Origin of the sequence: Actinomycetospora lemnae (assembly GCF_028737315.1) — a bacterium.
Taxonomy (GTDB): Bacteria; Actinomycetota; Actinomycetes; order Mycobacteriales; family Pseudonocardiaceae; genus Actinomycetospora; species Actinomycetospora lemnae.
In genome coordinates this window covers 13664-36375 of the sequence record NZ_JAQZAO010000019.1, presented here as the reverse complement: position 1 = coordinate 36375, position 22712 = coordinate 13664, and the positions used below count along the sequence as shown (strand labels likewise).

At 76.8% G+C, this 22712-nt stretch carries 17 protein-coding genes; 9 read left to right on the top strand and 8 right to left on the bottom strand.

The window, feature by feature from the left end:
• Positions 1-10: 10 nt before the first annotated feature.
• Genes PGB27_RS27575 through PGB27_RS27565 form a run of 3 tightly spaced genes read right to left on the bottom strand, consistent with a single transcriptional unit; the run spans position 11 to position 3387 of the window.
• Positions 11-1435: a form I ribulose bisphosphate carboxylase large subunit gene (locus PGB27_RS27575; protein ID WP_274203655.1), complete on the bottom strand. Its 1425-nt coding sequence runs from the start codon at positions 1433-1435 to the stop codon at positions 11-13.
• Positions 1436-1471: 36 nt separating this feature from the next.
• The gene (locus PGB27_RS27570; protein ID WP_274203654.1) at positions 1472-2695 is read right to left on the bottom strand and encodes a GAF domain-containing sensor histidine kinase; all 1224 of its coding nucleotides are present in this window, start codon (positions 2693-2695) and stop codon (positions 1472-1474) included.
• Between the two features lie 29 nt (positions 2696-2724).
• Positions 2725-3387: a response regulator gene (locus tag PGB27_RS27565; protein ID WP_274203653.1), complete on the bottom strand. Its 663-nt coding sequence runs from the start codon at positions 3385-3387 to the stop codon at positions 2725-2727.
• Positions 3388-3572: 185 nt separating this feature from the next.
• Here PGB27_RS27565 and PGB27_RS27560 point away from each other — a divergent pair, with 185 nt between their 5' ends.
• Complete coding sequence (locus PGB27_RS27560) at positions 3573-4517, top strand: phosphoribulokinase (RefSeq protein ID WP_274203652.1); 945 nt, start codon at positions 3573-3575, stop codon at positions 4515-4517.
• Positions 4514-5272: an HAD-IA family hydrolase gene (locus tag PGB27_RS27555; RefSeq protein ID WP_274203651.1), complete on the top strand. Its 759-nt coding sequence runs from the start codon at positions 4514-4516 to the stop codon at positions 5270-5272. Before PGB27_RS27560 ends, PGB27_RS27555 begins: the two co-directional genes overlap by 4 nt.
• A gap of 216 nt (positions 5273-5488) precedes the next feature.
• Here PGB27_RS27555 and PGB27_RS27550 read toward each other — a convergent pair whose 3' ends face one another.
• From PGB27_RS27550 to PGB27_RS27530, 5 genes are all read right to left on the bottom strand, one after another.
• Positions 5489-6985 carry an Hsp70 family protein gene (locus PGB27_RS27550; RefSeq protein ID WP_274203650.1) on the bottom strand — a complete coding sequence of 499 codons (1497 nt, stop codon included), beginning with the start codon at positions 6983-6985 and terminating at the stop codon, positions 5489-5491.
• A 105-nt stretch (positions 6986-7090) separates the two neighbouring features.
• Positions 7091-8320 carry a heparan-alpha-glucosaminide N-acetyltransferase domain-containing protein gene (locus tag PGB27_RS27545; RefSeq protein WP_274203649.1) on the bottom strand — a complete coding sequence of 410 codons (1230 nt, stop codon included), beginning with the start codon at positions 8318-8320 and terminating at the stop codon, positions 7091-7093.
• Between the two features lie 11 nt (positions 8321-8331).
• Positions 8332-9720 (bottom strand): M1 family aminopeptidase, encoded by a 1389-nt coding sequence (locus PGB27_RS27540; protein WP_274203648.1) that lies wholly within the window; start codon positions 9718-9720, stop codon positions 8332-8334.
• Positions 9717-10343: a BPL-N domain-containing protein gene (locus PGB27_RS27535; RefSeq protein WP_274203647.1), complete on the bottom strand. Its 627-nt coding sequence runs from the start codon at positions 10341-10343 to the stop codon at positions 9717-9719. Before PGB27_RS27535 ends, PGB27_RS27540 begins: the two co-directional genes overlap by 4 nt.
• A complete protein-coding gene (locus tag PGB27_RS27530) occupies positions 10340-14389 on the bottom strand; it encodes a Pls/PosA family non-ribosomal peptide synthetase (RefSeq protein WP_274203646.1) in 4050 nt (1349 codons plus the stop codon). Before PGB27_RS27530 ends, PGB27_RS27535 begins: the two co-directional genes overlap by 4 nt.
• Positions 14390-14741: 352 nt before the next feature.
• Between PGB27_RS27530 and PGB27_RS27525 the strand changes: the two genes are divergently transcribed.
• The 7 genes from PGB27_RS27525 (at position 14742) to PGB27_RS27495 (ending at position 22689) form a co-directional block, all read left to right on the top strand.
• Complete coding sequence (locus tag PGB27_RS27525) at positions 14742-16574, top strand: oxidoreductase (protein WP_274203645.1); 1833 nt, start codon at positions 14742-14744, stop codon at positions 16572-16574.
• Positions 16571-18517, top strand: a complete 1947-nt coding sequence (locus tag PGB27_RS27520) for an oxidoreductase (RefSeq protein ID WP_274203644.1) — start codon at positions 16571-16573, stop codon at positions 18515-18517. Before PGB27_RS27525 ends, PGB27_RS27520 begins: the two co-directional genes overlap by 4 nt.
• A gap of 81 nt (positions 18518-18598) precedes the next feature.
• The gene (gene mftE / locus PGB27_RS27515) at positions 18599-19276 is read left to right on the top strand and encodes a mycofactocin biosynthesis peptidyl-dipeptidase MftE (RefSeq protein ID WP_274203643.1); all 678 of its coding nucleotides are present in this window, start codon (positions 18599-18601) and stop codon (positions 19274-19276) included.
• Between the two features lie 77 nt (positions 19277-19353).
• The gene (locus PGB27_RS27510; RefSeq protein WP_274203642.1) at positions 19354-19788 is read left to right on the top strand and encodes a PaaI family thioesterase; all 435 of its coding nucleotides are present in this window, start codon (positions 19354-19356) and stop codon (positions 19786-19788) included.
• 10 nt (positions 19789-19798) lie between these two features.
• The gene (locus PGB27_RS27505) at positions 19799-20419 is read left to right on the top strand and encodes a phosphoribosyltransferase (protein WP_274203641.1); all 621 of its coding nucleotides are present in this window, start codon (positions 19799-19801) and stop codon (positions 20417-20419) included.
• Positions 20420-20557: 138 nt separating this feature from the next.
• Entirely contained in the window at positions 20558-22060 is a 1503-nt protein-coding gene (locus PGB27_RS27500; protein WP_274203640.1) for a glycosyltransferase, read from the top strand.
• Positions 22057-22689: an MOSC domain-containing protein gene (locus tag PGB27_RS27495; protein WP_274203639.1), complete on the top strand. Its 633-nt coding sequence runs from the start codon at positions 22057-22059 to the stop codon at positions 22687-22689. Before PGB27_RS27500 ends, PGB27_RS27495 begins: the two co-directional genes overlap by 4 nt.
• The last annotated feature ends 23 nt before the right edge of the window (positions 22690-22712 follow it).

The window sequence follows — 22712 nt, the reverse complement described above, 5'->3', positions numbered from 1 at the left end:
GCGGTGCTCCTCAGGCGGGCGTCGGGGTGGCGTCGACGGTGTCGGTGGACGCGTAGTCGAAGGTGACGTCGCCCCAGGTCGACAGGGCCATGTCCAGCGGCTTGTTGCGCTTCGCGGCGTCGCGGAGGATCTCCGGGCCCTCGGCGAGGTAGTCGCGGCCCTCGTTGCGCGCCTTGATCATCGACTCGACGGCGACGCGGTTGGCCTCGGCGCCCGAGGCGATGCCCATCGGGTGGCCGATGGTGCCGCCACCGAACTGCAGGACGGTGTCCTCGCCGAGGTGGTGCAGCAACTGGTGCATCTGACCGGCGTGGATGCCGCCGGAGGCCACCGGCATCACCGCGGGCATCGACACCCAGTCCTGCTCGAAGTACAGCCCCTTCGACGGGTCGGCGGCGTAGCGGCCCTTGCGGAGCACGTCGTAGAAGCCGTGCACCGACGCCGGGTCACCCTCGAGCTTGCCGACGACCGTGCCGGCGTGGACGTGGTCGACGCCGGCGAGGCGCATCCACTTGGAGATCACGCGGAAGCTCACGCCGTGGTTCTTCTGGCGGGTGTAGGTCGCGTGACCGGCGCGGTGCAGGTGCAGGATCACGCCGTTGCGCCGCGCCCACTTCGCGAGCGACTGGATCGCCGTGTAGCCGACGGTCAGGTCGACCATGACGATGACGCTGCCGAGGTCGCGGGCGAACTCGGCGCGCTCGTAGATGTCCTCCATGTCCGCGGCGGTGACGTTGAGGTAGTGGCCCTTGACCTCGCCGGTCTCGGCCTGCGCCCGGTTCACCGCCTCCATGCAGGCGAGGTAGCGGTCCCGCCAGCGCATGAACGGCTGCGAGTTGATGTTCTCGTCGTCCTTGGTGAAGTCCAGCCCGCCGCGCAGGGCCTCGTAGACGACGCGGCCGTAGTTGCGCGCGGACAGGCCCAGCTTCGGCTTCGTCGTCGCGCCGAGCAGCGGGCGGCCGAACTTGTTGAGGTACTCGCGCTCGGTGACGATCCCGTGCGCCGGGCCCTGGAACGTCTTGACGTAGTGCGGCGGGATCCGCATGTCCTCGAGGCGCAGGGCCTTGAGCGGCTTGAAGCCGAAGACGTTGCCGATGATCGAGCTGGTCAGGTTCGCGATCGACCCCTCCTCGAACAGGTCGAGGTCGTAGGCGATGTAGGCGATCCACTGGCCCTCGGCGCCCGGCACGGGCTCCACCCGGTAGCACTTCGCCTGGTAGTGCTCGAAGGTCGTGAGCCGGTCGGTCCAGACGACGGTCCACGTCGCGGTGCTGGACTCGCCGGCGACCGCGGCGCCCGCCTCCTCGGGGGGCACGCCGTCCTGCGGCGTCACGCGGAACGCGCAGAGCAGGTCGGTGTCCTTCGGTTCGTAGTCGGGCTGCCAGTACCCCATCTCCGCGTAGGGGATGACGCCCGCGCTCCATCGATCGGCCATGCTCCTGAGCGTGCGGGCCGATCCTGTGCAGGACAATCAAGTGTTCCGGGCGGACCCTTCGTCGATCGCCTGATCGTCGAGGGGGACGGTGACGGTCACCGACGTGCCGGTCCCCGGCCGCGAGATCACCCGCACGGTGCCGCCGACGAGCTCCGCGCGCTCGCGCACCGAGGCGAGGCCGTAGCCGTGGACGCCCGCCCGGCCGTCCTGGGGGTCGAACCCGACGCCGTCGTCGGCGAGCGTCAGCTGCACCCCGCCGTCGGTGGCCGCCAGGCGCACGTCGACCTCGTCGGCCCCGGCATGCTTGAGGACGTTCTGCAGGGTCTCCTGCGCGATCCGGTACAGCGCGACCTCGACGTGCTCGGGCAGGCGGCGGTCGTCGAGGTCGAGGACGACACGCGCGTCGGGCAGCCCGCGGGCCAGGGCGGCGAGCGCGCCGGCGAGCCCGAGGTCGTCGAGCACCGGCGGGCGCAGCGCCCCGATCGCCGCGCGGGCCTCGTCGAGGGTGGTGAGGACGAGGTCGCACGCGGTGGCGAGGTCGGTCCGCGCGGCCTGCGCCTCGGCCCGGTCGAGGAACGTGCGCACGGCGTCGAGGTGGAACGACAGCGTCACCAGCCGCTGCGAGATGCCGTCGTGGATGTCGCGCGCCAGCCGCTGCCGCTCGGCCTCCTGCGCCGCGACCATCTGCTCGGCGAACCGCCCGTGCGCCTCCTCGCGGGCGGCGAGCCGGCGGTGCATCCGGGCCTGGTGCACCGCGCCCGCCACGAGCCGCCCGATGGTGCGCAGCACGCGGACGTCGCGGTCGTCGAACTCCCGGCGCGCGACGGTGTGGACGTTGAGCACCCCGACCAGGCCCGCCGGCTCGCTCTCCATCGGCACCGAGACCATCGACGTGTACGCCTCGCCGCGCAGCTCCGGGATGGCGACGTAGCGCGGGTCGTCCTGCTTGTCGGCGGGGATGACGACGGGCTCGCGGTGGCTCGCGACCCAGCCCGTCACGCCCGTCCCGAGGGGGAGCCGCACCACGCCGACCTGCGCGTCGAACGGCGGCGTGGCGCCGGCGAGGGTCAGCGACGGCTCGGTGTCGTCGAGGACGTGCACGAAGCAGACGTCGGTGGCCGTGGCCTCGGTGATCACGCGTGCGACGGCGGCGGCCAGCGGCTCCACGCCCGGCCCGCTCGTCGCGGCCTCGATGATCGCGAACAGGACGGCGTTCTCCCGCTCGGGGTCGGCGAGGCCCAGGCCGCGGGGCTGACTCACGGGTCCAGCTCCGCCCCGCGCCGTGTCCCTCACCGGAACACCCCCTCGCGCAGCGCCGCGGCGACGGCGGCGGTGCGGTCGGGCACCGCGAGCTTGCGCAGCAGCGAGCGCACGTGGCTCTTCACCGTCTCGTCGCCGATGACGAGCTCGGCGGCGATGGCGCGGTTGCTGTGCCCGGCGACGAGCAGCGCGAGGACCTCGCTCTCGCGCTGCGTGAGCCCCAGGTGTGCGCCGGGCCAGAACTCGTCGCGCTCCAGGCGGGCCGCCGACGCCGCCGCGCGGCCGGCCATCGTCGCGTCGACGACCGTCGTGCCGGACGCGGCCAGCTCGAGGTGGCGGACGAGCTCCTCGCCGCCGATGTGCTTGAGCAGGTAGCCGGCCGCCCCGGCGCGGAGGGCCTGGTAGAGGTACTGCTCGTCGTCGTAGACCGAGAGCAGCACGACCTTCTGCCCCGGCGCCCGCTCGGCGAGGCTGCGGCACAGGTCGAGGCCGCTGTCGCCGCGCAGGCGCACGTCGCACAGGACGATGTCGGGGGCCAGCGACACCGCGACGTCGAGGGCCTCGCGGGCGCCGTTCGCGCTGCCCACCACCCGGACCCGGCCGGCGAACGGGGCGAGCATCGCCTTGAGGCCGACGATCACCATCTCGTGGTCGTCGACCAGGACCACGCGCAGCGGTGCGGTCCCCGTCATCCGACCCACCCTAGGGACGCCACCCGGCGCCGTCTCCCCCTCCACGGTCGAGCTCCGCTCCGCTGCGTTCTCCCCCTCGACGGTCGAGCTCCGCTCCGCTGCGTCTCCCCCGCCGCACCCCCCGTCACGGGGGAGTACGGGCCGGCCGGCGATCCCTAGCGTCCGGATCGACGAAGGGAGACCTCGTGCCCGACAAGTCCCTGCGCATCCGGCGCGCCGGCGGGGTGCCGCCACAGCGTCGCCCGGTGATGCTCGCGATCGCCGGGGACAGCGCCGCCGGCAAGACGACGATGACCCGCGGTCTGGTGGAGGCCCTCGGCCCCGAGCGGTGCGTGTCGCTGTGCACCGACGACTACCACCGCTACGACCGGGAGGAGCGCAAGGACCTGCCGTTCACCGCGCTCCACCCCGACTGCAACCACCTCGAGATCATGGAGCAGCACCTGCAGCTGCTGGCGACGGGCGCGCCCGTGCTCAAGCCGGTCTACGACCACGGCACCGGACAGCTCGTGCGTCCCGAGCTGGTCGAGCCCGCCGAGTTCGTCATCGTCGAGGGGCTGTTCCCGCTGTGGAGCAAGCTGTCGCGGGCCTGCTTCGACGTCACCGTCTTCCTCGACCCGCCCGAGGAGATCCGCCGCGGGTGGAAGGTCGCGCGGGACACGAGCAAGCGCGGCTACACCGAGGAGAAGGTGCTCGCCGAGCTCGAGCGCCGCGAGCCGGAGTCGGAGGCCTACATCCGCCCGCAGCGGGCCAACGCCGACCTCGTCGTGCGCTTCGCGCCGATCGAGAGCCGCGACGACCCGCCGGACACCCCGCTGTCGGCGACGATGATGATGCGGCCGACGATCGACCACCCCGACCTCACCGAGGCCCTGCAGCCCGGGCTCTCGCGCGCCATGCACCTCAAGCTCGAGCGGGACCCCGACGGCCGGCCGGTCGAGTCGCTGCACGTGCACGGCTACGTGCCGCGCGAGGAGAGCCTCGCGGTGGAGAAGGCGATCTGGACCTCGCTCGGCGCGCCCGACACCGAGACCCCGGAGTGCCTCGGGCGGCTGGGCGACGGGCGCAGCGAGCCGCTCGCGATCGCCCAGCTCCTGCTGCTCTACCACCTGACGGAGGCCGCGCGGTGATCGCCGACCTGCCCTCCGACGGCTCGGGCGCCGCGCCCCGGCGTCTCCCGGAGGCCGTCGTCTTCGACGTCGACGGCACCCTCGCCGACACCGAGCGCGACGGGCACCGTGTGGCGTTCAACGAGGCGTTCGCGGCGCACGGCCTCGACCTGTCGTGGGACGTCGAGCACTACGGCGAGCTGCTGACGATCACCGGCGGGCGGCAGCGGGTCGCGGCGGTGCTGCGGGCTCGTGGCCTCGAGGACGCCGACGAGGTCGCCGCGGCGGTGCACCGCACGAAGACCGACCTGTTCGTCGACGTCGTCCGGCGCGGCGACATCGGTCCGCGCCCGGGCCTACCCGCGCTCGTCGACGACCTGCGCGCCCACGGCGTGCGCATCGCCGTCGCGACGACGGGTCGGCGGGCGTGGGTGGAGCCGCTGCTCGCCCACCTGCTCGGCGCGGGGACGGCCGAGGTCGTGGTGTGCGGTGACGACGTCGCGGAGCTCAAGCCCGATCCCGAGGCCTACCGGTTGGCACTCGCCCGGCTCGACGTCGACGCCGCGCGGACCGTGGCGGTCGAGGACTCCGGCCCGGGCCTGCGGGCGGCGCTGGCGGCGGGGCTCGCGACGGTCGTGGTGACCAACCACTACACCGCCGACCACGACGTGCGCGGCGCGGCGATCGTGCGCGAGGGCTTCGACACCCCCCACCAGCTCACCACCGCCGAGCTCGGCACCGCCCTCGCCCGCACCCCCCGCGCCCGCGCCCACTAGCGCACCGAGGTTGTTCAGCCTGGCGTCCACGCTGGCGTCAGACGTCAGGAAACCCACCACGATCACGGGCGAGGGGTGCCGGACCGGCCGGGGTCGAGCTGGGGGAAATCCTGGCGTTGAGCGCCAGCGTGGACGCCAGGCTGGCACGACCCCGGGCCTCGCCCAGCCGTAGAGCAGGCGGCGCTCAGACGGCGCTCAGGCGGTGCTCGCCGATGATCACCTGTGCTGGTCGGGCGGGGTCTGGGTGTCGTCGCCGGTGGACGGGTCGGAGCCCGGGTCGTCGGGGTCGGGATCCTCGGTCCCTCCCTCGTGGCGGCCGGAGTCGTCGCGTCCGTCGTCGCGTCCCCCGTCCTGCCGGTCGTCGTGGGAGCCGCGGGGGCGGTGGTCCGACGTGTCCGCGGTCGCCGTGGTGGTGGTCGTGCGCGTCCGGGGCGTCACGGCGTGGGTGGTGGTGTCGGACGTGGACGTCTCGGCCACCGAGGCGACGGTCGGCTCGGACGCGTCCGGCTCCTCGGCGGGCTCCTCGGCGGGCTCTGTGGTGGTGGTGGTCGTGGTCTCCGCCGCGACCGGCGCCGCGGGGACCGTCACCGGCGGGGCCGCGACGGCCGGGGACGCGGCGCCGAGCAGCGCGAGCGTGCCCCCACCGGCCGCGCCCAGCACGATCGCGGCCGCGGCGAGCCCGGCGACCAGGCCACGCCGGGACCGTCGCCGCGGGGGCGCGACGACCGGGCCGGCCGGCGACGGGGCCGGGAGGCCCGCGGCGCCCGCGGCTCCCACGGCTCCCACGGCTCCCACGGCGGCTGGCACGGGGTGCTCGACGATCGCGGTCACGGGCTCCGCGTCCACCACCGGACGGGGCGGGCGGGGCGCCGCCGGCGCGGCGACGTGCGCGCCGAGCCGCGCGGCGCCGATCGCGACCGCGTGCTCCGGCTCCGGCCCGGCCTCGACCGGGCGGCCGAGCGCCGCGGTCAACGACGCCGCCAGCACGCCCATCCGCGTCGAGCGACCCGTGAGCAGGACGCCGTCGAGGTCGGCCGCGCCGAGCCCGGCGCTCGCGAGCGTCCGGTGCAGCGCGGCGAGGATCCACTCCTCGGTCGGCTCCTCGTCGTCGGGGTGCTCGACGCCCTCGGGCCGCCCGAGCACCGTGAGCCCGCCGGGCCCGTGCGCCACCACCGTCGCGTCGAGGCTGCCGCCGCCGAGGTCGACGACGGCGAGCGTCCCCACGGCGACGACACCGCGGCGCGCCAGGTGGTCGGTGACGGCCGCCTCCGGCGCGGTCACGAGGGCGACCTCGCCGAGCCCGAGCGAGGCGGCCACGTCGGCGAACGCCTCGCGGTGCGCCGAGCCCCACGTCGCGGGGTGGGTCAGGACGACGCCGTCCGGCGCCCCGCCCTCGCGCTGGGCGACGAGGTCGACGACCCGGCGCAGCAGCACCCCGAGCAGCGCGCTCGCGGCGAAGGGCGCGCCGCCGAGCGAGAACGGCACCGGGTCGAGGAGGCGGGGACGGATGCCGCGGGCGATGCGGGTGGGCTCGTCGGCGGCGCGCCGCTCGGCGTCGTCACCGATGAGCGGCGACCCCTCGGCCGGCCAGAGCAGCAGCGAGGGGATGGCCGCGCTGCGCTCGCCGAGGATGACGACACCGGCACGGCCGGCACGGTGCACGGCGGCCGTGGTGGCCGTCGTACCGAGGTCGACACCGAGGTGGTAGGTCATCGCGGTCTCCAACGGCGGGCTCGAGCGGGACGATCACGAGCCTGGGGCCGCCGCGGCGCCCGGGGAGTAGGGAAGACCCGACCCCGCCCGGGGAGGACCCGCTGATCAGGGCGCGACCCACCGCGCCGCGCGGGCACCCGCCGCCGAGGCGACCGTCTCCAGCGGCCCCCGCCCCGCGGTCGCCCGCCACGCCGTCCCGAGGACCAGCACCGCCACGACCTGCACGACGTAGCCGGCCATCGGCTCGTAGACGTCCACCGGCGAGCCGACGAACAGGACGTGCAGCGTGTAGAAGGTCAGCGTCATCGCCCCGGCCGCCGCGAGGGGCGCCCGCACCACCGCGACGACGGGCCCGCCCACACGGTCGAGCAGCAGCATCACCCCGAGCACGGCGAGCGCGACACCGATCGTGCGGGCGAGGTCGAGCGGCGTCGAGGAGTGCGGGCTGTCGACGGCGAGCCACCACCAGGTCGTGGTCGGCGTCGTCCCGTCCGGGCCGATCGTCAGGGCCTCCCCGACGACGGCGGGGTCGAGGCCGGACGAGGCCCCGGTGATCCGCGCGAGCCCGCCGCCCGGCCCGAGCAGCAGCGCCGACGTCCCGGCCGCGGCCGCCGCGAGCGCGACCCCACCCCCGGCGAGCCCGGCCGCGAGCCGCCGCGAGCGCAGCCGCGCCCGCCCGACCGCGAGCCCGACCGCGAGGTAGGGCAGCCACGACAGCGCCGGGAACGAGCCGGTGAGGAAGAGCTCGCGCACGAGCCCGAGGGGGTCGGTGACGACCCACGACAGCGACGGGTTGCCGAGCTCCGGCAGGGGCAGGTGAGCCCGCACGAGGTGGCTCGCGAACGGGATCCCGGCCGCGCCCAGCACGGCGCCCCCGACGAGGACCCAGGTCGGCAGGAGCACCAGCGGGATCGCGAGCAGGAACAGCACGGCGTAGGACGGGAGGATCACGGTCGCGATCTCGGGGTCCGTGACGTCCCCGACGGCGAGCCCGAGCACGCCGATCACCACCGCCCGCGCCGTCAGCGAGGCGGCCGCGCGCCGGATGCCCGCGCCGGGGCGGACCCGCGCCCGGCCGGTGAGGAACGCGACGCCCACGCCGGCGAGCACCGCGAACAGCGCCGCGGCGTTGCCCAGGGCGACCGTGCCGACCCAGGTCGGGCGGCCCGCGGCGTCGGCGACGTAGAGCGCGTGCACGGCCATCATCCCGAGCAGCGCGACACCGCGGGCGGCGTCGACACCGAGGACACGCCCCGGGGACGGGACGGCGGGGACGGGCTCGGTGCGCGGCTCGGTGGCGTCGGCCCGCGTGTCGGCGAGCGGGGCAGCGGTCATGGGTGGGCTCCTCAGGTGGGCGGCAGCGCGCCGGCGCGGGTGAGCAGGTCGGTCACCGCGGGCAGGTCGGCGAACGCGCGGGCCACGTCGTCGGGGGTCGCGACGCGGTGGGCGTTGTCGGCGACGTAGGCGCGCAGGGCGTCGTCGAACGCCTCGGCGCCGGCCCGCTCGCGCGCGGCGAGCAGCACCGCGGCGCCCTGGACGTAGACGCCGGTGTTGTAGGGCCCGAAGCCGCGTTCGGCCCACGCGGACATGGGCAGGCCGAGGTCGCCGCGCAGGCGTTCGGGCACGTCCTCGAGGGCATAGTCGTCGTCCTCGGTGGCCGTCACCCGGGCCTGCGCGTAGGTCGTGAACGCCTCGTCGAGCCAGGGGTCGCGGCCCTGGTCGTTGCCGACGAGCGCGTAGAACCACTGGTGGGCGAGCTCGTGCGCGACGAGCTCGGGCAGCTGGCGCGGCGCGGTGTCGCCGAACTGCAGCGCGCCCGGGTACTCGATGCCCGACGACTGCGACGGCGCGATCGCCACCCACAGGTCGGGCTGCGGCATCGGGCCGAGCATGTCCTCGAGCCGGCCCAGCGCCCCGTCGATCTCGGCGGCCCAGCGCTCGGGGTCGACGCGGGTGCCGGTGACCGGCGTGAACAGGTGCAGCCGGGTACCTCCGGCGACCTCGCGCTCGAGGACCCGGTAGGCGCCGACCGCGACCGACACGTCGCGGACGCCGTCGGCGCGGAAGGTGTGCGTGGTCGTGCCGGGGCGCGGGCCGGGCGTGGTGCCCTCGGCGCGGCCGACCCCGGAGACCGCGGCGCCCTCCGGCGCGGTGACGCGCAGCGCGTCGAGGCGGAACTCCTCGCTGACGGCGGTCTCGCCGGGGATGCGGACGGCGTCGTCGCGCACCCAGCCCCGCCCGCGCACCCACGCGAGCATCGGGAAGGCGGAGCCGAACCAGGCGGTCCCGGTGGACGGGGAGGTGCCCAGGCGCTCGTCGGCGTCGACGCCGAGGCGCAGCGTGAACCCGAGCTCGGCGCGGATGGTCGTGCCCGCGTCGACGCACGACGGCAGCGGCAGCTCGACCAGCGTCCCGGGCGCCCCGGGCGGCGCTCCGGCGGATCGGACGACGGGCGTCGTCGGGCGCCCGTCGACGGTCGCGTCGGTGACCCGCAGCGCGTTGCCCTCCGACGCCGGCGACGGCGCGTTCGGCCAGGTCCGGAACACCAGCTCGCAGATCCGCTGGTCCGGCGTGAACGTCACGGCCTCGCGGCCGGTGGCGCCCCGCAGGTCGGGCGCGAGGTCGTAGGACAGGTCGACCGACGGCCGCTCCGGCCAGGGCGCGGCCTGCGCCGGCGGGGTGGCGCAGCCGGCGATCGCGGCCAGCAGCGCGACGAGGACGATGACGGCCCTCACGGGGTGCCCTCCAGGGTGTGGGCGACGAGGTCGCGGGCCAGGTCACGGGCGTCGGGGGCGACCGGCAGGCCGGCGTCGGTGAACCAGTCGGGGGTGGCCTCGGGGTGCGGGCCGACGACGCCGACGCGCCCGGCACCGTACGGGGCGACGGCGGCCGCGACCTGCCCGTCGGGGTAGCGGGCGAGGACGTCGGCGCGCCCGTCGACCAGCAGCGCGGCCGGGTCCTGGGCGTACACCGCCCGGCGACGGCCGCCCCAGTCGACCTCGACCACCGTGTCGTCCTCGGTGTCGAGCGCCTGGTCGGTGTCGCCGGGCAGCAGCCCGAACCCGGGCGTCGCGCCGGCGAGGTAGGCGCCGAGGCAGAACCCGACGTAGTGCCCGCCGCCGTCGACGAAGTCGCGCACGGCCCGGCGGTGCCGGCGCATCCGCCGCCAGCCCTGCCGCAGGGTGCCGCCGCCGGGCTGGGCGTACAGGTCGGCGCCGGCGAGCACCGGCCCGGTGAGGGCCAGGTCCTCGCGCGGCCCGACGTAGCGCACGTCGAGCCCGACCGCGTCGAGCACGGACGCGACGGCCTCGGGGCAGCCGGGCAGGCTCGCGGGCCCCCGGTAGACCAGCGCCCTCACCGGGCCGTCCCCGCGAGGCGGGGCAGCTCGACGGTCGGCGCGTCGCCCGTGGCGGTGGCGGTGGCGGTGGCGGTGGTGGTGGCGGTGTCGGGCTCCGCGACGCCCCGCGCCGGGATGCCGCGCCAGCGCCCGCCCTCGCCGAGCTCCTCGCCCTTCATCAACAGCGAGAGCCCGTCGAGGTCGACGTCCGCGCCGACGGTGGCGTCGTAGAGCACCACCGAGCGCGCGCCGACCGTGGCGCCGGGCGCGACCCGGACCGTCGACATCTTCATCACCCGGTCCTCGAAGAGGTGTGTCTGCAGCGAGACCGCGGGGCCGACGGCGGCGTCGTCACCGACCTCGACCAGGTCGAACTCGGTGAGGTAGGTCGTCGCGATCCAGGTCCGCCGCCCGATGCGGGCGCCGAAGCGGCGCAGGGCCATCGGCAGGAACGGGGTGCCGGTGAGCATCCCGAGCAGCGTCGGCACGGCCGCCGCCTCGTAGAGCCCGGTGACGAGCTCGGTGCGCCGCACGAACGGGTCCCACAGCGGCGCGACCCGCGGCCGGTAGGTGCCGGCGACGTGGCGCTTCACGGCCACCACGTAGGCGACGATCGCGGTGCTCGCGACGAGGGCGATCAACGGCGCGACGAGGGCGACCGGCAGCAGCTCCCGGCCGCGGGCGACCAGCGAGAGCGCCAGCAGGTAGCCGTAGAGCCCGATCCCGAGCAGCGACGCGGGCAGCGTCGCCCGCACCAGCTCGACGGCCAGGCGCCGGCGGACCCGGCGCCGGTCCGGCGAGAACGTCTCCTCGACGGGGTGGTCACCCGAGTCCTGGCGCTGGGGCAGGTGCATCGCGGGCGAGCCGAGCCACGACGAGTCGTCGGGCACGCCCTCGGGCGGCGGCACCGTGTGCACCCCGACGAGCGACCCGTCGCCGGTGCCGACGCCCGAGGGGACGAGCGCGGCGTTGCCGACGAACGCGCGGTCGCCGACCCGCGTCGGGCGCAGCAGCATGCGGCCGTCGGCGTAGGTGGCGGCGCCGACGCTCGCCATGTCGGCGACGAAGCTCTGCTCGCCGAGCGTCAGCAGGTCGGGGTCGAGGTGCGCGGCCGTCGAGACCTCCGCACCGCGCCCGACCCGCGCGCCGAGCAGCCGCAGCCACGGCACCGTGTAGAGCGTCGCGTAGAGCGAGTTGGTGAACGCGAGGCTGTACGCCAGCAGCGCGTCGGCGACCCATTTGCGCAGGCCCAGCGGCGAGCGCACCGGGTGGATGCCGACCGGCGTGCGCGGCAGCACGAGCCGGCGCCCGACCGCGACGACGAGGCACACCGTCACGACGAACACCGGGCCGGCGAGCAGCGTCGCGGCGAGTCCGGCGAGGACGCCCGCGCCGAGCAGCGCACCCCAGACGACGAGCACCGACGGCACGACCATGAGCACCGCGGCGAGCTCGAGACCGAGGAGGCCGGCGAGCGCGGCGGGCAGGTGGCGCAGGCGCCAGCCCGGCAGCGGGCCCGCGGAGCGCATCGCGACGAGCGCGGCGTCGTGGTCCGCCACCTCCTGCGGCGGCGAGCCGGCCCACGTCGTGTCGGCGGGGACGACCTCGTCGCGGCCCAGCGCGGACTGCTCGGCCAGCATCCCGCGCGCGCGGATGCGGCTGCCGGGGGCGAGCACGCTGTTCGCGCCCGCCACCGCGCGGCGCTCGAGGTGGACGGGACCGACGACGACCCAGCCGTCCTCGACCGCCCACGCGTGCAGCACCGCGCCGTAGCCGACCGCGACGTCGTCGTCGAGGTCCAGCAGGCGCGGGAGGTTGATGTCGGCGGAGGCGACGTGGACCCGGCGCCCGACGCGGGCGCCGAGCAGCCGCAGGTACGGCGCGAGGAACGGCGAGCCGGCGAGCACCGGCAGCGGCGCCTGGCGCAGGACGAGGTCGAGCGTCCACAGCCGCAGGTAGGTCGGGCCCCACAGGCGGTACCGGCCCGGACGGATCCCCGCCGCCAGCGGGCGGGCGAGCAGCACGGGCAGCACCCAGCGCACGCCGAGCCAGGCGGCGGCGCCGGCGACGAGCACCTGGGTCAGCACCTCGGTCGAGACCGTGCCGTCGTTGGCCGTGTACACCCAGCTCAGGGGCAGGGTGACGACGAGCAGCAGCAGGTAGAGCACGACCGCCTGGACCCCGCCCGCCGCCGCGACCCGCCGCCCGGAGTGGCGGACCGGGCCCGGGCGGGCCGCGGCCGCGGTCGCCTCGCCGGCGCCGGCGGTCCCGAGGTGGGCGGCCAGCGCGCGCACGCTCGGGTGCGCGTAGAGGTCCCGCACGGCGACACCCCCGCCCGCCCTGCCCCCGACGCCGCGCTCGCGCATCAGCGTCACGGTCATGGCGGCGAGCAGGGAGTGCCCGCCGAGCTCGTCGAAGAAGTCGGCCTCGACCGAGAGCTCCGCGGCGGGGATGCCGGTGGCCTCGGCCCAGATCGCGGCGATCTGCTCCTCGAGCTCGCCCTGCGGCGCCACGACGGGCCCGGTGGCGGCGACGAGGCGCCGGCCGGTGGGCGGCGGCAGCTGCGAGCGATCGACCTTGCCGCTGGCCTGCGTCGGGAGCGCGGCGAGGACGTCGAGCGTCGTCGGGATCATGTAGGCCGGCAGGCGGTCGCGGGCCAGCTCGGTGAGGCGGGCGACCAGGGCGTCCGGGGCGTCGTCGCTGACGACGTAGGCCGCGAGGTCGCCGTCCTGCAGGGCGACGACGGCGCTGCTCACGGCGGGGTCGGCGAGCAGCACGCTCTCGATCTCGCCGAGGTCGACGCGGTGCCCGCGGACCTTGACCTCCGCGTCGGCGCGCCCCAGGTACTCGACCTCGCCGTCGTCGGTCCAGCGGCCGAGGTCGCCGGTGCGGTAGACGCGTCCCTCGGGCCGCGCCAGGAACTTCTCGGCGGTCTTCTCGGGCATGCCCACGTACCCGCGCGCGACGCCCGGGCCGGCGAGGGTGATCTCGCCGACCCCGCCGGGCGCGACCGGGCGGTACCCGTCGTCGTCGGGGTCGAGGAGCTCGACGCCGTAGGTCGGCAGCGGGCGCCCGATCGTCACCGGTCGCCCCGGCACGAGCTCGCACCAGGTGGCGGTGACGGTGGCCTCGGTGGGGCCGTAGGTGTTGAGCATCCGGCGCCCGGGCCGCGCCCACCGCTCGACGATCTCGGCGGGGCACGCCTCGCCGCCGACGAGGACGCTGCGCAGTCCGGGCAGGTCACGGGGGATCGTCGCGAGCAGCGTCGGGACGGCGTAGAGGACGCTGATCCCCGCCTGCTCGAGGTGGTCGGCGAGGTCGGCGCCGAGGCGGCGCTCGTCGTTCGGGCCGATCACGAGGGTGGCGCCGACCGCCCAGGTCGGCCAGATCTCCTCGATCGAGAAGTCGAAGGAGATCGTCATGCCCTGGTGCACCCGGTCGTCGGGGCGGACGTCGTAGACGGTGGGCACGACGGCGACGAAGTTCGTGATGCTCGACTGCGCGACCTCGACGCCCTTGGGGCGGCCGCTCGAGCCGGAGGTGTAGATGACGTACGCGGCGGGGTCGGCCTCCCCGGGCGGGCCGCGGCGGTCCGGGCGCCGGGTGGGCGCGTGGTCGAGCGCGGCGGACTCGGCGTCGACGGCGAGCCAGGGGCGGCCGCTGTGGGCGACCGTCCCGCACAGCGCGTCCGACGTGAGCACGAGGTCGACGTCGGCGTCGTCGAGGACGTAGCCGACGCGGTCGGCCGGCGACTCGGGGTCGATCGGGACGAAGGCCGCGCCGGCCTTGAGCGCGCCGAGCAGCGCGACGTAGGTCTCCGGCGACCGCTCGAGGAACAGGGCGACGCGGGCACCGGGCCGCACGCCGCGGTCCCGCAGGACGTGGGCGAGCTGGTTGGCGCGCGCGTCGAGCGCGGCGTAGCTCGTGGGCCGGCCCTCGTGCTCGATCGCGGTGGCCTCGGGCGTCGCGTCGGCGGTGCGCTCGAACACGTGCTCGAGACGCGCCTCGGGGGCGCGCTGCGGTCCGAGGCCGAGCGGCAGCTCCGTGGTCGTCTCGGTGGCGGTCACTGATCGATCACCGGGTGGTTCCCCCCTCCGACGTCCCGCGGGGCACGTCGGCGGTCGACAGCGGGTCGTCCCGCCGCGCGTGGTGGTCACCTCCGCGACGGGCCGTCGGAGGCTGTACCTCGGTGGCTCCGACTGCGAAACGCGACCGGTGGGGACCGTCGATCACGTCACAAACGGGTAACACGGTGACGCTCGGTGATCAACAGGCCGCTGCGCAGGCACGATCGGCCACGATCGGGTGTCATTCGTGCGACGAGGTCGCCCGGCGCGCTCCGGCGGATTCCGGGCGCGGAAGACGGGGTGAGCGCTCGCCACGCGGCCGACCCGGCCGTCCCGGACTACCGTCCCGCCGATGCTGGGCGAGGAGATCGTGCTCGGCCGGCGCACCGCGCCGAGCCGGGTGCTGTTCGGTCCCCACGTCACGCACCTCGCCGACCCGCACCGTCCCCGGGCGCTGTCGGGCGACCACGTCGCGCACTACCGCGCCCGGGCGGTCGGCGGCTCGGGCGTCGTGGTCACCGAGGTCGCGTCGGTGCTCGCCGCCGACCACCCCTACGAGGACGCACCGCTGGCCTCGTCCTGCCCGCCGGGCTGGCGGGCGGTCGCCGACGCGTGCCGGCCGTCCGGGACGGTCGTGCTCGCCGGGCTCGGGCACGCCGGCGGGCAGGGGTCGTCGGCGTACACCCGCGGGCCCTTGTGGGCGCCGTCGGCGGTGCCGGACCCGGCGAGCGGGGAGGTGCCCGCGGTCCTGTCCGTCGCCGGGATCGCCGACGTGGTGGCGGGGTTCGCCTCGGCCGCCGCCGCCGCGGTCGCGGCCGGGTGCGACGGCGTCGAGATCCAGGCGGGCCAGCACGCGCTGCTGCGCCAGTTCCTGTCCGGGCTGACGAACCACCGCGACGACGCCTACGGCACCGACCGGGCGTTGCTGCTGGTCGAGGTGCTGACGGCGGTGCGGGACGCGGTCGGCGACGACGCGGTCGTGGGCCTGCGGCTGACCGTCGACGAGCTGGCGCCGTGGGCGGGGATCACGCCTGTGCTCGCCTCGTCGGTGCTGGAACGGGTGGCGGGTCTCGTCGACCTCGTCGTGCCCGTGCGGGGCTCGGCGCTGACGGTCGGTGCGACGCGGCCCGACGGGCACACGGAGCCGGGGTTCCTGCGGAGCACGTGCCGGGCGGTCCGGGCGGACGGCGTCGCGACGGTCCTGGCGGGTAGCGTCGTGGACGTCGCGATGGCCTCCGAGGTCCTGGCGTCCGGTGACGCCGACCTCGTCGAGATGACCCGGGCCCAGCTCGCCGACCCCGAGCTCGTCGCCCGTGTCCGCGCGGGTCGCCGGGTCCGGCCGTGCGTGCTGACCAACCAGCAGTGCCGGGTGCGCGACGTCCGCAACCCGCGGATCGGCTGCACGGTGGCGCCTCCGTTCCCGGCCGTCCCACCCACCGATGCCTCCGTGCTCGTCATCGGCGCCGGGCCGGCGGGGCTGGAGGCCGCGCGCACGCTCGCGCTCGGCGGCGCCGCGGTGCGGGTGGTGGAGCGCGCCGACGCCCTCGGCGGGCTGCTGCGCGACGTGTCCGGGCTGCCCGGGCGGGGGCGCTTCGCCGACCTCGTCGCCTGGTACCGCGCGGAGCTCTGGGCGCTCGGGGTGGCCGTCGAGCTCGGGGTCGTGGGCGAGGTGCCGTCCGACGGGCTCGTCGTGCTCGCGACCGGCGGCGTCGACCGCCCCGGACGCGGGGTGCCGATCGCGACGGCGGTGCGCGACGGCGTCGCCCCCGGGGCCGTGGTGATCGAGGACCCGGTCGGTGACGGGGCGGCGGTCGCGCTGGCGGAGCGGCTCGCGGGGGAGGGCCGCGAGGTGGCGGTGGTGGCGCCGGGGCTGCTGGTCGGGCCGGGGCTCGCGCGCACCGGGGACCTCGTCGACGCCCAGGCCCGGCTCGCGCGCGCCGGGGTGCGGCGGGTGAGGGAGTCGTCGGTCGTGGGGTTCGCCGACGGCGTCGTGACGGTCGCCGACGTCGTGACGGGCGCGGTGTCGTCGTGGCCGGCGGCCGTGCTCGTCGACGCGGGGCCGCGGCGCGCGCCGGCCGTGCCGTCGCGGGTCGGGCTGGTCGTCGTCGGCGACGCCGTCGCGCCCCGGACCGTCGCCGAGGCCGTGCGCGAGGGGCGCGCGGCGGCGCGGGAGCTGCTCGCGTGAGCGTCCTGGGGGAGCCGCTGCGGCTCGGGTCGCGCGTCGTCCGCAACCGGATCGTCTTCCCCGCGCACCTGACGGACGCGGCGGTGGCGCGCCGACCGACCGCGCAGCACGCCGCGTACTACGGCGCCCGCGCCGCCGGCGGGGTCGGCATGGTGATCACCGAGGAGCAGTCGGTCGACCCCGCCGACCGGCCCTACGAGAAGCTCGTCGACGGCACCGACCCGGCCGTCGTGCCGGGCTACCGGGCGATCGCCGACGCCGTGCACGCCCACGGCGCGCTCGTGCTGGCGCAGCTCGGGCACAACGGCGGGCAGTCGTCCTCCCTGTACTCCCGGGCACCCGTCGACGGCGCCGACGACGAGCCCGACCCGATGTTCGGGGAGGTGCCGCGGCCGCTGTCCGACGCGGGGCTGGCGCGGCTGGTGGACGGGTTCGGGCTGGTCGCGGCACACGTCAGGGCGGGCGGGCTCGACGGCGTCGAGATCCAGTGCTCGCAGGCGTCGCTGATCCGGCAGCTGGTGTCGGCCGACGCCCGCCTCCGGCGCGGCAGCTCCGCCGCGCTGCGTGCCGCCTCGCCGCGGGCGCTGCCGTTCCTCGTGGCGATCCTGGAGTCCGTGCGGGCCGCGCTCGGCCCGGACGGCGTGCTCGGGGTACGCCTGCAGGGCGACGAGGGGTTCGCCGGCGGGCTGGGCACCGAGGACGCCGTCCGGGTCGCCGTCGCCGTCGAGCCGCTCGTGGACTACGTCAACACCGCGGTCGGCGTCGCCACTCGGACGCTGCCGCTCATCGAGCCGCCGATGGGCGTGCCGGCGGGGTACGCGGCGCACGTGCCGACGGCGGTGCGCGCGGCCGTGTCGGTGCCGGTGCTCGGGGTCGGGCGGTTCACGACGCCGGAGCAGGCGCGCGAGGCCGTGGCGTCGGGGTCGTGCGACCTCGTGGGCGTCGTGCGGGGACAGATTGCCGACCCCGCGTTCGCGGCGAAGGCGCTGCGGGGCGGGCGCGTACGGCGGTGCATCGGCTGCAACCAGGAGTGCATCGCGCGCGTGGGCCTCAACCAGCGGCTGGGGTGCGCGGTCAACCCTGTGGCCGGTCGCGAGTCCTTCGCAACGAACGGGTATCTCGCTGCTTCTACGCGCGCGAACTCCCCGTTCGCTCGCGTCCTCGTCCTCGTCGTCGGCGGCGGGCCCGCGGGGCTGGCGGCGGCGGTCGCGGCGGCGCGCGACGGGCACGCGGTGACGCTCGCCGAGCGCTCGGACGTCCTCGGCGGCCAGCTCGCGATCGCGTCGCGCGCCCCCGAGCGCCGGGAGCTGGCGCACCTCGTCGCCGACCTGGCGCACGAGGCCCGCGACCTCGGGGTCGTCGTGCGGCTTCGGACCCCCGTGGAGGACGTGCAGGGTGCCGACGCCGTCGTCCTCGCCACCGGCGCCCGCCCGGCACTCCCGGCCTGGGCGGGCGGGCACCCCCGGGTCGTCGACGTCACCGACGTGCTCACCGGGCGGGTCGCGCCGAGCGGGCGGGTGCTGGTCGTCGACGACGGGCGGGGCCACGCGGCGACGTCGACCGCGGAGCTGCTGGCGCGCCGGGGCGCGTCCGTGGCGACGCTGACCCCGGCGCTCGTGGCGGCCGGCGACCTCGCCCCGACCCTCGACCGCGAGCGCTGGCGCCGCCGCGCCGCCGAGGTCGGGATCGCCGAGTACACCGATCGGGTGGTGCTCGCCTGCCGCGACGGCCTCGTCCTCGACGTGCTGCACCACCTCACGGGCGAGGTGACGGCGTGGCCCGCCGACTGGGTCGTGCACGCCGGCCCGCCGACGCCGGTGGTGCCGGACCTGGGCACCCTCGACGTCCCCGTCGTCCGCGTCGGCGACTGCCTCGCCCCGCGCGGCATCGACGCCGCGGTCCGCGAGGGTACGGCAGCATGTGAGCAGTTGGCGCGGCTATAGGCGCGCCGACCACTCACGAGGGCCGTCGTGAGCGATCTTTCGAGCTATAGCTGGAAAGTCCGCTCACCTAGGGTCGGCGGGGTGCAGATCGGCGAGGCCCGGTGGGCCGAGTGCGAGGACGTCCCGCTGCTGCTGGTCCCGATCGGGGCGACCGAGCAGCACGGCCCCCACCTGCCGCTCGGCACCGACACCACCGTCGCCGCCACCGTCGCCGCACGCAGCGGCCTGCCGACCGCGCCGGCGCTGCCCTACGGCGCGTCCGGCGAGCACGAGGGCTTCCCGGGCACCGTCTCCATCGGCACCGAGACCCTGGCCGCCGTGATCGTCGAGCTCGGGCGCTCCGCGTGCCGCTTCGCCCGCCGGCTGCTGCTCGTCAACGGGCACGGCGGCAACGTCGGCGCGCTGCGGGTCGCCGTGCCGATGCTGCGCGCCGAGGGCCGCGACGCCGCCTGGTTCCCGTGCGGCGTCCCGGGCGCCGACGCCCACGCCGGGCGCCACGAGACGTCGGTGATGCTCGCCCTCGCGCCGGACACGGTCCGCGAGGACCTCGCCGCCCCCGGCAACACCGCGCCCCTGCGCGAGCTCATGCCCGCGATCGCCGCCGGCTCGGTCCGCGACGTCAGCCCGTCCGGCGTGCTCGGCGACCCGAGCGGCGCGAGCGGTGGCGAGGGCGCGGAGACCGTGTCGGTGATGGTCGCCGGCCTCCGCACGGCGTCCGAGCGGTGGATCGTCGACGAGGCGACCGGCCGCCTCACCTGAGCCCGGCGCCCGGACGACCGCGGCCCGACCACGCACGTCCTCGCGCCGTTCACACCCCCGGCGGACACTCGGGCAGCATGACCGGACTGCTCACCGGCGACGATCTCCTGGCCCGCGCCGAGGCCGCGCTCGCGGTGGCGCTCCCCGACGCGCTGGGCGTCGAGTTCGTCGACCCGCACGCCCCCCTCGACGGCGTCGTCCTGCCCGTCGCGGGCCTCGCCGTCACGCCCGCAGCGACCGCGCACGCCGCCGCACTCGGTGCCGCCATCGAGCTCGCCGGGTACCTCGCCGTGCTCCCGACGCTGACGCCCGCGCAGCACGCGGTGACCCACCAGATCTCCACCCAGTACCTGCGCGCGGCACGCGCCGGGCAACGCGTGCGCGTGGTCGGCAAGCTCGCCAAGCGGGCCCGCGATGTCGCATTCGTCAGCGTCACCGCGAGCCTCGAGGACGGGCCGGACCGGCCGGTCGCGCTCAGCCAGGTCACGAAGTCGATCGTCGGCGCCACCTAGCATCGGGTCGGTGGACCGCTTCGCCGACCGGACCGCCGCCGGGCACGCGCTGGGCGAGCGGCTCGCCGACGTCGGGCTCGACCGTCCGCTGGTCGTGGGGCTGGCGCGGGGCGGCGTGCCGGTGGCGGTCGCGGCGGCGCGGGTACTGGACGCGGACGTGGACGTCGGCGTCGCCCGCAAGATCACGGCGCCGGGGCGGCCCGAGGCCGGGCTGGGCGCGGTCGCGGTCGACGGCGAGCCGGTGTGGTTCGAGCGGGCCCTGCAGAGCGCCGGCCTGACTTCGGACGCGCTGGCCGACGCCGTCGCCGCCGAGCGGGCGGAGGCCGCGCGCCGCGAGGAGGCCTACGGCGCCGGGTGGCGGCCGCGCGTCCCGGGCCGCGACGTGGTGCTCGTCGACGACGGCATCGCGACCGCGGTGACGGTGCGCGCGGCCCTCGGCGCGATCGCCGCCGCCGGGCCGGCGCGGCTCGTGCTCGGCGTGCCCGTCGCGTCGCCGCCGTCGCTGGAGCGGGTGGGCGACGTCGAGGTCGTCGCGGTGCTCGTGCCCGAGGACTTCCGGGCGGTCGGCGACGCGTACGACGACTTCGGACAGCTCACCGACGACGACGTCCGGCGTGTGCTGGATCGCTGACCGCGCCTCGCGCGCTGCCTAGACTCGCCGCCCATCGCCACCCCCACGCTCGCCCCCGCCCGCCCCGCGCGCCTGCCGTCGGGGTGGGCCGTCGTCCTCGACCGCCGGGTCCTGCGCGTCGACGGCGGCCGGACGCTGGTGGGCGGCTCGCCGCCGCGGGTGCTGCACCTGGCGCCGGGGGCGGTCGCGCGGCTCGCCGGCCCCGACGGGGTGGTGCCGCCCGGCGCGCGGCTGGTCGTCGACGATGCGACGTCCGCGGCGCTGGCGCGCCTGCTGACCGACGCCGGCGTCGCGCACCCGGAGCCGTCGCACCCCGAGGCGCCCGACGCCGTCGACGTCTCGGTGGTCGTGCCCGTGCGCGACCGCCCCGCCGAGCTCGCGCGGCTCCTCGACGCCCTGGGTGACACGGCGCCCGGGCTCGGCGAGGTGGTGGTCGTCGACGACGGCTCCAACGACCCCGACGCGACGGCGCGGGTGGCCGACGAGCGGGGCGCGCGCGTCGTCCGGCACCCGGTCTCGCGGGGTCCCGCCGCCGCGCGGAACACGGGCGCGGCGGCGTCGTCCGGCGCGCTGGTGGCGTTCCTCGACTCCGACGTGGTCCCCGAGCCGGGCTGGCTCGCCCCGCTGCTCGGGCACCTCGCCGACCCCGCTGTCGCCCTCGCCGCCCCCCGGATCGTGGCCTGGACCGGGGCGAGGTCCGGGGTTGTCAGCCTGGCGTCCACGCTGGCGTCCAACGCCAGGAAAGCCCCCAGCTCGGTCGCGCGCCGGGCGGTCGCCCGCTACGAGGAACGACGGTCCAGCCTCGACCTCGGCGCCCGCCCCGCACCGGTCACCGCGCGATCGCGGGTCGCCTACGTCCCCAGCGCCGCGCTCCTCGTCCGCCGCGAGGCGCTGGGCAGCGGGTTCGCGGAGGACATGCCCGTCGCCGAGGACGTCGACCTCGTCTGGCGCCTGGCCGGCGACGGCTGGCGGCTGCGCTACGAGCCGGCCTCGCAGGTGGCGCACGAGCACCGCGACGCCGTCGGCCCGTGGCTCGCGCGCAAGGCGTTCTACGGCACCGGCGCGGCGCCGCTCGCCCTGCGCCACCCGCGTCGCGTGCCCCCGGTCGCGCTCGCACCGTGGACCGCGGCCACCGTGACGCTGCTCGGGCTCCAGCGCCCCTGGAGCACGGCCGCGGCGGGCGCGGTCACGCTCGCCGCCACGGCCCGCCTGGCGCGGGAGCTCGCCCGGTCCCGGCGTCGTGATCGAAGTACCGATACGGACACTCAACGTCTGCGACGGCACTTCGCTGGCACGGCGCGAGCCGCCCGCCTGGCGGCGGTGCTGGCGCCGTGGGGGCTGGGCGGAGCGGTGTGGCAGGCGGCGGGGGCCCTGACGCGCCACTGGTGGCCCGCGGCCGTGGCCGGCTCGCTGGTCTCGCGACGACTACGACGGGCCACGGTCGCCGCGGCGGTCGCCGAAGGGCTCGCCGACTGGTGGCGCTTCCGCCCGCCCGGCGCGGGCCCCCTCGACGCCGCGACGCACGTCGTCGCGCACCGCCTCGACGACCTCGCGTACGGCGCCGGGCTCTGGTGGGGCGCCTGGCGCCACCGCACCGTCGCGCCCCTGCGCCCCGACCTCACCGGGAAGGCACCGTCATGAGGATCCGCACCGTCGCCCTCGGCCGTCCGCGGGAGGTCCCGGGCCGCCGCGTCGGCGAGACGACGACCACCGCGATCTGGAAGGACCCCGTCGACGGGCCGGTCGAGGTCGGGCCGGAGGGCCTGGTCGGCGACGAGCAGGCCGACCGCGTCCACCACGGGGGCCCGGAGAAGGCGGTCTACGCCTACGGCGACGAGGACCTCGCCTGGTGGCGGGCCCAGCTCGGCCCGCTCGACGACCAGGTCTTCGGCCAGAACCTCACCACCACCGGCCTCGACCTGCGCGCCGCGGTGATCGGCGAGCACTGGCACGTCGGCACCGCGGAGCTCGCGGTCGTCCAGCCCCGCATCCCGTGCTTCAAGCTCGGCCTGCGCGCCGGCGACCCGACCCTGCCCCGGCGCTTCGCCGCCGCCGACCGCCCCGGCGTCTACCTCCGGGTCGTGCGCCCCGGCACGATCACCGCCGGTGACGCGATCGAGGTCACCGACCGGCCGACGGACGGCGTCTCCGTCGCCGAGGCGTTCACGATCTTCCACCACGACCGGGACCGCGCGGCCCGCCTGCTCGACGCGCCGGGCCTGCCCGCGTCGTGGCACACGTGGGCACGCAAGCGCTTGACCCGCGCCTGAGCACGCGATGCCGCGCACTCGGA

Coding starts and splice junctions, on each gene's coding strand:
- PGB27_RS27550 (WP_274203650.1), bottom strand. CDS start 6,985: ATGACCTACCACCTCGGTGTCGACCTCGGTACGACGGCCACCACGGCC.
- PGB27_RS27545 (WP_274203649.1), bottom strand. CDS start 8,320: ATGACCGCTGCCCCGCTCGCCGACACGCGGGCCGACGCCACCGAGCCG.
- PGB27_RS27525 (WP_274203645.1), top strand. CDS start 14,742: ATGCTGGGCGAGGAGATCGTGCTCGGCCGGCGCACCGCGCCGAGCCGG.
- PGB27_RS27575 (WP_274203655.1), bottom strand. CDS start 1,435: ATGGCCGATCGATGGAGCGCGGGCGTCATCCCCTACGCGGAGATGGGG.
- PGB27_RS27510 (WP_274203642.1), top strand. CDS start 19,354: ATGACCGGACTGCTCACCGGCGACGATCTCCTGGCCCGCGCCGAGGCC.
- PGB27_RS27495 (WP_274203639.1), top strand. CDS start 22,057: ATGAGGATCCGCACCGTCGCCCTCGGCCGTCCGCGGGAGGTCCCGGGC.
- PGB27_RS27565 (WP_274203653.1), bottom strand. CDS start 3,387: ATGACGGGGACCGCACCGCTGCGCGTGGTCCTGGTCGACGACCACGAG.